This is a genomic window from Streptococcus massiliensis DSM 18628, from assembly GCF_000380065.1.
GTDB lineage: Bacteria > Bacillota > Bacilli > Lactobacillales > Streptococcaceae > Streptococcus > Streptococcus massiliensis.
Genome location: NZ_KB904419.1, coordinates 1 through 7,825, shown reverse-complemented (window position 1 = coordinate 7,825; position 7,825 = coordinate 1). Strand labels below are relative to the sequence as shown.

Annotated in this window: 6 protein-coding genes and 2 pseudogenes; 1 reads left to right on the top strand and 7 read right to left on the bottom strand. The window is 39.4% G+C overall.

Annotation, left to right across the window (positions count from 1 at the left end):
* Positions 1-128 precede the first annotated feature (128 nt).
* The 7 genes and pseudogenes from A3I3_RS0108320 to A3I3_RS11160 form a co-directional block, all read right to left on the bottom strand.
* Positions 129-797, bottom strand: a pseudogene (locus tag A3I3_RS0108320) (HAD family hydrolase).
* A 333-nt stretch (positions 798-1,130) separates the two neighbouring features.
* A complete protein-coding gene (gene adhE / locus A3I3_RS0108310; RefSeq protein WP_018372252.1) occupies positions 1,131-3,764 on the bottom strand; it encodes a bifunctional acetaldehyde-CoA/alcohol dehydrogenase in 2,634 nt (877 codons plus the stop codon).
* Between the two features lie 283 nt (positions 3,765-4,047).
* Positions 4,048-5,862 carry an acyltransferase family protein gene (locus A3I3_RS0108305; RefSeq protein WP_018372251.1) on the bottom strand — a complete coding sequence of 605 codons (1,815 nt, stop codon included), beginning with the start codon at positions 5,860-5,862 and terminating at the stop codon, positions 4,048-4,050.
* Positions 5,852-6,265 (bottom strand): MORN repeat-containing protein, encoded by a 414-nt coding sequence (locus tag A3I3_RS0108300; RefSeq protein ID WP_018372250.1) that lies wholly within the window; start codon positions 6,263-6,265, stop codon positions 5,852-5,854. The genes A3I3_RS0108305 and A3I3_RS0108300 overlap by 11 nt, the downstream gene beginning before the upstream one ends.
* Positions 6,266-6,273: 8 nt before the next feature.
* The gene (locus tag A3I3_RS0108295; RefSeq protein ID WP_018372249.1) at positions 6,274-6,696 is read right to left on the bottom strand and encodes a low molecular weight protein-tyrosine-phosphatase; all 423 of its coding nucleotides are present in this window, start codon (positions 6,694-6,696) and stop codon (positions 6,274-6,276) included.
* A 193-nt stretch (positions 6,697-6,889) separates the two neighbouring features.
* Positions 6,890-7,288 (bottom strand): transcriptional regulator Spx, encoded by a 399-nt coding sequence (spx, locus tag A3I3_RS0108290; protein ID WP_018372248.1) that lies wholly within the window; start codon positions 7,286-7,288, stop codon positions 6,890-6,892.
* A gap of 199 nt (positions 7,289-7,487) precedes the next feature.
* Positions 7,488-7,700, bottom strand: a complete 213-nt coding sequence (locus A3I3_RS11160; RefSeq protein ID WP_018372247.1) for a hypothetical protein — start codon at positions 7,698-7,700, stop codon at positions 7,488-7,490.
* On the opposite strand from A3I3_RS11160, the pseudogene A3I3_RS11325 reads away from it, so the two are divergent.
* Positions 7,661-7,825: pseudogene (locus A3I3_RS11325) on the top strand (IS1182 family transposase); the annotation flags it as partial. The gene A3I3_RS11160 and the pseudogene A3I3_RS11325 sit on opposite strands and share 40 nt — an antisense overlap.

The window sequence follows — 7,825 nt, the reverse complement described above, 5'->3', positions numbered from 1 at the left end:
TCGCTTTTCATTATAGGTCTTATGGGACTTTTTTTCTACAACAAAATAGGCTCCATAATTCCTAAAGTGATTTTACCCACTACAGAAATTATAGAGCCACAATATTCAAGTCTTTTTCCATATAAAAATTAAGTTCTATTTAGATTTTTGATAAGAGCTAATATCTCTCCCATATCCTTACCCTTATAATCTGCCAAGGATTGATCAACCAGCATACGAGTTTCTTCGTAGGCGATAACGGTTAAGTTTGCAGATTTAGCAGCTAAAATCCCATAACTCGAATCTTCAATAGCAACCGCTTGATTTGCTGCCACATTTAAGCTACGTAAAGCAGCTTGATAGATGGCAGGATTGGGCTTACTCTCTGAAAAATTTTCACCACTAACGATGACATCAAAATAATCCCTAATCCCGCAAGCTCGCAAAACCTCAAGAATATGCTCCTCACGCGAGGATGAGGCTACTGCTAGCTTAATGCCCTGCTCCTTAGCATAGTCTAAAATGTCCACAATCTTTTCACGAAAAAGCGGCCTATAATCTAGTTGAAAATACTTCTGTTCAGCAATTTCATTCAATCGCTACTCAATTCCAACCAAAGACAAATCAGTCTGACTAATTGCCTTGATTGCCTCTAGTAAATTCTCATAGGAACGACCTACTAAACGTGAGAAATCAGCATGCGTCAAGCGTTCAGGCTTCTTGGCAATCTTTTTGACCAATTCACTCTGCAACTGAAAATCTACATATTCTGTATCAACGATCACTCCGTCCATATCAAAAACAATTGCTTTCAACATGCTGCTACCTCCTTTTGTTATATTTAGTATATGGTTTTCTCTATAAAAAGTCAATAAAAATCCTTCCTCAAGTGAGTTACAAACGCGGAAATAACAGATTTTTTGTTTTGTTTGCTACTCATTTAAGGAAGTATATCAGTTAAGCCTACACTATTTCCCTTAAAAAAAGCATAAATTTTTATAGGAGCACAAAAACTCCCGCTTCTTTTTAGAAACGGGAGCTGTTCTTATGCCCGAGTGTTATTGGAATAGCTTACGCTAATCGTTAGCTTTTTCGTCACTAACTTAAGCTTCTAGCTTTCCTCCTCTTTTACTCATCAAATGTGACGAAACTTACTTTCTCCGTCCTGGACGTTCCTTGTAGCCATAGTAAGCATCTTCGATGATTTCTTGCATATGATCAACCATTGGCAGGCGTGGGTTGGCTGGAGAACATTGGTCTTCATAGGCAAGGAAGGCCAATTCACGTGAATGTTCTTTCCATTCTTTTTCGTCAACACCTTGAGCCTTGAAGTTCATTTCGATACCAACACGTTCTCCCAGTTCATAAACAGCTTTCGCAAATGATTCAACACCTTCTTCTGGAGTAGATGCTGGCAAGCCAAGCATACGAGCGATGTCTTGGTATTTCTCATCCGCACGGTAGTAATTGTACTTAGGCCATGTCGCTGTCTTAGCTGGACGTGTACCGTTGTAGCGGATTACGTATGGCAGCAAGATCGCATTGGTACGACCGTGGATTGTGTGGAATTGTGCGCCAATCTTATGAGCCATAGAGTGGGAAATTCCCAGGAAGGCATTGGCAAAGGCCATACCAGCGATAGTAGAGGCATTGTGCATCTTTTCGCGAGAGTGGAAGTCAGCGTTCTTAACAGAGCTTTCCAGATTTTCAAAGACTAGTTTAATAGCTTGGAGAGCCAAACCATCTGTAAAGTCGCTGGCCATTTGAGATACATAAGCTTCTGTTGCGTGAGTCAGTACGTCCATACCAGTGTCTGCTGCGACAAATCCTGGAACAGTCAGTACCAGAGCTGGGTCTACGATGGCTACAGTTGGAGTCAGAGAGTAGTCAGCAATTGGGTACTTACGGTTGTTAGCCTTATCAGAGATAACAGCAAACGGTGTTACTTCTGAACCCGTACCAGATGTGGTTGGGATTGCGATAAACTTAGTCTTCTTACCAAGCAACGGGAATTTGAAAGCACGTTTACGGATATCCATGAATTTTTGCACAAGGTCACGGAAGTCTACTTCTGGTTGCTCATAGAAGAGCCACATTACTTTAGCTGCGTCCATTGGTGAACCACCACCAAGCGCAATGATTGTATCAGGTTTGAAGGTACGCATAATCTCTGTACCACGTTCAACTGTTGTGATATCTGGATCTGGCTCTACGTCTGCAAAGATTTGGTAAACAACCTTATTCCGACGAAGATCGAGTTGTTCGATGATACGATCTAGGAAACCAAGCTCTACCATAGCATGGTCTGTAACGATCATGACACGTTCCACATCGCGACATTTTTGCAGGTATTGGATAGAGTCACGCTCGAAGTAAGTTTTTGAAGGGAGTTTCATCCATTGCATATTATTTCTACGTCTTCCTACTTTTTTGATGTTCAAGAGATTCACAGCACTAACGTTATCACCAACTGAGTTGCGACCATAAGATCCACAGCCCAGAGTCAGTGATGGCAGGAAGGCATTATAAACATCCCCGATACCGCCGAAAGTAGAAGGTGAGTTGCAAATAACACGGATAGCACGAACAGCCTTACCAAATTCCTTGGTCAACTCTTCGTCCGCTGTATGGATAGCAGCTGAGTGACCAAGACCATGGAATTCTACCATTTGACGAGCTTTTTCAACACCGTCTTCACGGGATTCAGACTTGAGAACGGCAATGACAGGTGACAGTTTTTCACGTGTCAATGGCTCTTTTTCACCAACTTCTTTACACTCTGCGGCCAAGATATTAGTATCTTCTGGCACGCTGAAGCCTGCTTGCTCTGCAATCCATGTAGCTGGTTTACCAACAATATTTGGGTTCAATTTTGCACCAGCGCAGTTCTTGCTGTTGGCTTTCGCACCAAAACAGAATTCTTCCAAAAGCGCTTTTTCTTTCTTGTTGACAAAGTAAGTATGGTAAGATTTGAATTCTGTTACAAATTCATCATAGATTTCTTTATCAATGATCACAGCTTGCTCAGATGCACAGACCATCCCATTATCAAATGATTTGGACATCACGATATCATGTGCTGCCTGGCGGATATTTGCTGATTTTTCAACGTAAGCTGGAACGTTACCAGCACCAACTCCAAGAGCAGGTTTGCCGCATGAATAAGCAGCTTTTACCATGGCGTTCCCACCAGTCGCAAGGATTGTTGCAATACCTTCGTGGTTCATCAAAGCTGTTGTTGCTTCCATAGATGGCTGTGTAATCCATTGAACACAGTTTTCAGGTGCCCCTGCTGCAATCGCTGCATCACGTACGATTTGTGCCGCATGAGCAGAAGATTCTTGAGCAGATGGGTGGAAAGCAAAGATAATTGGATTACGCGTTTTCAACGAAATCAATGATTTAAAAATCGCTGTTGAAGTTGGGTTGGTCGTTGGAGTGATTCCGCAGATTACTCCGACCGGTTCTGCAATCAAGGTCAATCCAGTCACATCATCTTCATCAATAACGCCAACTGTCTTCGTATGGCGCATGTTATTCACAACGTGCTCACAGGCGAAAAGGTTTTTCGTTGCCTTATCTTCAAAAACTCCGCGGCCTGTTTCTTCATAAGCGTGCAGGGCCAACTCACCGTGAGCATCCAAAGCTGCTACAGAGGCCTTGGCTACGATATAATCAACTTGTTCTTGATTAAGCTTGCGCATTTCATCAAGAGCTACAAGTCCTTTTTGAACCAGGCTATCAATAGCTTGGGCAACATCGACAGTTTGCGTTTCTTTTGGCATAAGTTTTTCTTCCTTTGCTTGTTAAATATTTCACAATAATTATTATACACTATTGAAACTTAATTGTAAATACTTTCACAAGCATTTCACAATGTTTTTTAATAATCCTTGTGAAATTAATTCACAAAATGTTGATAAATAAAGTTTATACCAGCATATATTGTGAAAAAATGCAATAATCTTTTTTTATTCACAAAGCATGAATATAGTAAGTTTACAATGTGAGCGGATACATTTTTTACGAAATAGAAAAAGTTGCTAGAACTTTTATCTAACAACTTTCTTAAGGTTTTACAGAACCTTTATTTGCCTCATCAAGGGCAGTTTTCAAGGTTTTAGCATAGAGTTCACCACCAGCTGTAATAGTTGCATTATCTGCACCAAAATGGACATAGTCCGTACCCGTCCAAATAGCTGGGTTCTCCTGTGCTACCTGATACCAATCTGCAATAGTAATAAAATCATATTTTTTAGCCAACTCAAGCTCATACGCCCGCGTCTTAACTGCATCATTGTTAGCATCACCCGCTACTCGCCCATCATAAGGGGTGACAAAAATCAAACGGTGCCCCTTAGGTAAATCATTGACAATCTTATCCAGTTGTTCTTTATAGGTTTCAACTGAATTTGTCCCTAGTGCAATTACCACATTTTGTAACAACACTTTATTACTAATGTCAGCTTTGTAGATATCCATTCCTGTCTCAAGATTTCGACTAATTGTAGCATCAATCTGAATTCCTGGGATCGCTGCTTGTAAGAATTCACTAGCTCTTAGTGACACAGAATCCCCAATCAAGGTTGTTCCTGTAGCAACATTATACTTGCTGGCTTTTGCCTGATCAACCTGCTGACGGGTTAATTGTAATTTTTGGTCAGCTTGCTTGAGCCCATTGACGACTAAATTTTGTTCAAACTCTCCAACCTTAGGAGCCATCACTGTAATCACTACCGTCACCACTACAAGTGCTGATAAAACGCCTAGCATAGGCTTTTTCATTCCTCTGATATCAATAGGAACTCCAAAAAACTGAGGCTGCCTTCCCTGCAAAGTCGGTTCCAAAACATAGAAAGAGGCCGCTGCAAAAACTAGTGACAAAAAGATCGTCACTATTACTGCTAAAAGATTATGCAGTAACTGGGAAAAAATGATATAAAACGGCCAATGAAAAAGGTAAACTCCATAGCTAGTATCCGCTAGAAAAGTCACAAATTTCGGTTCCGCAATAGTTGCTGTCTGATCATGAAGAACTCTCGCTGCTATAATCATCAATGCTGTAAGCAAACTCGCAGCCAAAAAGCCAAATAAATAGGTGAAAACACTGTTAAAACGTAGTACAAAGCCTAGAATGACCAAAAGAGCAAAACTTCCCGCAAAAATTTGAATCGTTCGATTTCTTGACCACTTTTTATCAAGTCGCTTGACCATTGTCACCACATTGGTCACACCTGATATAGTCGCTAAACTTGAGCCGATAAAGAACGGAAAAATATGCGTCCAACTAAAAAAGTAAAGATTAGAATAGTTCTTAGTTAGAAAAGCTCCAATAAACATCGAAAGGAAGCTCAAAAGAGTCAGTCCTGTTGAAACTAAGAAAATATAACCACGAAGTTGACCAACCGTTTTTGATTTTTTAGTTATATACCAGACTGTCAACCCCCATATAATGTAGTAGTGCATTTCCAGTGCCAAGCTCCAAGTATGCACAAAAATATGCGGAATAAATTGACTTTCATAATTGCCACCCGTTAACATTTCATAGAAATTAGTAACAAATCCGATACTGGCTGCAATCTGCCCACCGATTCCAGCGATATAATCGCGGCGAACAAGAAGTGTAAAGGGCATGACAATCAAAATCATAAAAACCAAGGCAGGAACAATCCGATAAAATCGTCGCCATAAAAAGCCTTTTATATCAACTGTTTTACTTTTAATGAACTCATCAATCAAAAGTGATGTGATGAGAAAACCTGAAAAAGTGAAAAAGATATCAACACCGATAAAACCACCTGGAAAGATGGATTGAAAAAAATGGTAGAAAAGAACGAGAAAAAGACCCGCTATCCGTACCAGTGAAAACCATTTAATGCGCATTTTGATAAATTCCTTGCTTGAAAGTGCCCTCATAAACAACATTGGACTCAGTAGTCAACTTGCCTTTGCCGTCTGCCTGACCGTTAGAAAAATTCCCCTCATATTTCCAGCCACTAGCTGCTGTAAAAGTTCCTTGCCCGTCAAAGGTGCCGTTACGGAAATTGCCATCGTATTTATCCCCGTTTTCAAAAGTTAGCACACCTTTACCATTCATCTTACTACGGACTAAGGTACCCTTATAAATGATTCTCCCCTTGTCTAATTTCAATGTGCCATGGCTAGGGATACTAGCAGTAAAAACACTGATAGCTGACAGAACTATCACCGTAACAGCTAATAATTCTATATTTTTTCGTGTTAGATAGACCTTATAGGTCTCATAAAGTTCTTGTAATTTTTTCATGTTTCTTCCTAGTTTTCTAGGCGTGACAACCAATCTTTACAACCAGATAAAATTTGTTCATAGGTTGCTTCAAAATCTCCAGTATACCATGGATCTGGAACACTTTCAGCTGCAAAAGCAAAAATCTTATGACGGTACTGGGTGGGTGCCATCTTTTGTAAATCTGAAACATTTGAGGCGTCCATACCAATAATCATGTCAAAATTCTTAAAATCTTGATCAGAAATTTGCTGAGAGCTTTTTTCAATATCATAAGGAATCGCATAAGTACGAAAAATCCTTTGCGTACCAACATGAATTGGATTACCATGTTCCCAATTAGATGTCGCACGACTTTCAATGATTATCTCATCTGTCAAATTTTTCATTACAAATTCTGCCATCGGACTGCGACAAATATTCCCAAGACATACAAAACAAATTTTCTTCATGTTAAACCTCTCACACTATTATAACAAAAATCTAAGAAAATATTACTTAAAAGCCTATTTCAATGATTACTTCATCTTTCGATAAAAAACAATAAAAGACCCAAGCATTCCGTTCATAGAGGAAATCCCTAGGTCTTTTAATATTTTAAAAGCTTTTACTCATTCTGAGAGCTGCTTATTTCTCATCTTTATTTCACAAAGCCGCACGCAAACGCGCTTCTGCATTTTCAACATTACGAACAGAGCGCGGTAGAAAAGCACGAATATCATCTTCTTTGTAGCCAACTTGAAGACGTTTGTCATCAACTAAAATTGGACTTTTGAGAATCCGTGGCGTTTCCATGATCAGGTTCAAAACTTCATTAACGCTCAAATCTTCGATATCTACACCGAGACCTTTGGCATAACGATTTTTAGAAGATACGATACTCGCAACACCATTTTCTGTCTTAGCTAAGATATCTAGTAACTCTTCTTTTGTAATCCCTTCCTTACCTAAATTTTGTTCCTTATAAGTCAAATGATGGGCATTGAGCCAAGTTTTAGCTTTTTTACAACTAGTGCAACTTGAAACTGTGTAAATGGTAATCATGCTTGGTTCTCCTTTCACAAGGCACAAAGACAATCGTGTATGTGTCATTTCCCCTTCAATCAACTGCTGAAAGTTAGACCACCCCACTACACGATACTATTATCTTACTATATTATACCATAAAAACCATCCGTCTTGGGACCTATTTCTTAAAATTTCTAAAGTTTTTTACTTGACTTTTTTAAATTTTAAGAAAAGTTTAAGGAAACTTTAACAAAAATAGTCTCATTTCCGAACATTCAAAAACAAGAGCCTGAGACAATAGTCCCTTATCTCCAAAAAAAGCAACGGCAAATCCGTTGCTTTTTTGCATGGTTGCGATAGTCTTGGTAAAATAGAATTGCACAATAAACCATTTAGAAAGGCTATCCCATGCATATTCACTATAACACAAATCAAACAACTTTACCACTAGAAATCAGTTCTTTCTTGCCACAAGACCATCTCGTCTTTACGATTGAAAAAGTGGTGAATACTTTGGAGGATTGTCACTTCCACGCCTTCTATCATGCCTTTGGTCGCCCGTCTTATCACCCT

Excerpts from the sequence above, each read along its gene's own strand:
- adhE (WP_018372252.1), bottom strand. The coding sequence starts at position 3,764 with ATGCCAAAAGAAACGCAAACTGTCGATGTTGCCCAAGCTATTGATAGC.
- A3I3_RS0108305 (WP_018372251.1), bottom strand. The coding sequence starts at position 5,862 with ATGCGCATTAAATGGTTTTCACTGGTACGGATAGCGGGTCTTTTTCTC.
- A3I3_RS0108300 (WP_018372250.1), bottom strand. The coding sequence starts at position 6,265 with ATGAAAAAATTACAAGAACTTTATGAGACCTATAAGGTCTATCTAACA.
- A3I3_RS0108295 (WP_018372249.1), bottom strand. The coding sequence starts at position 6,696 with ATGAAGAAAATTTGTTTTGTATGTCTTGGGAATATTTGTCGCAGTCCG.
- spx (WP_018372248.1), bottom strand. The coding sequence starts at position 7,288 with ATGATTACCATTTACACAGTTTCAAGTTGCACTAGTTGTAAAAAAGCT.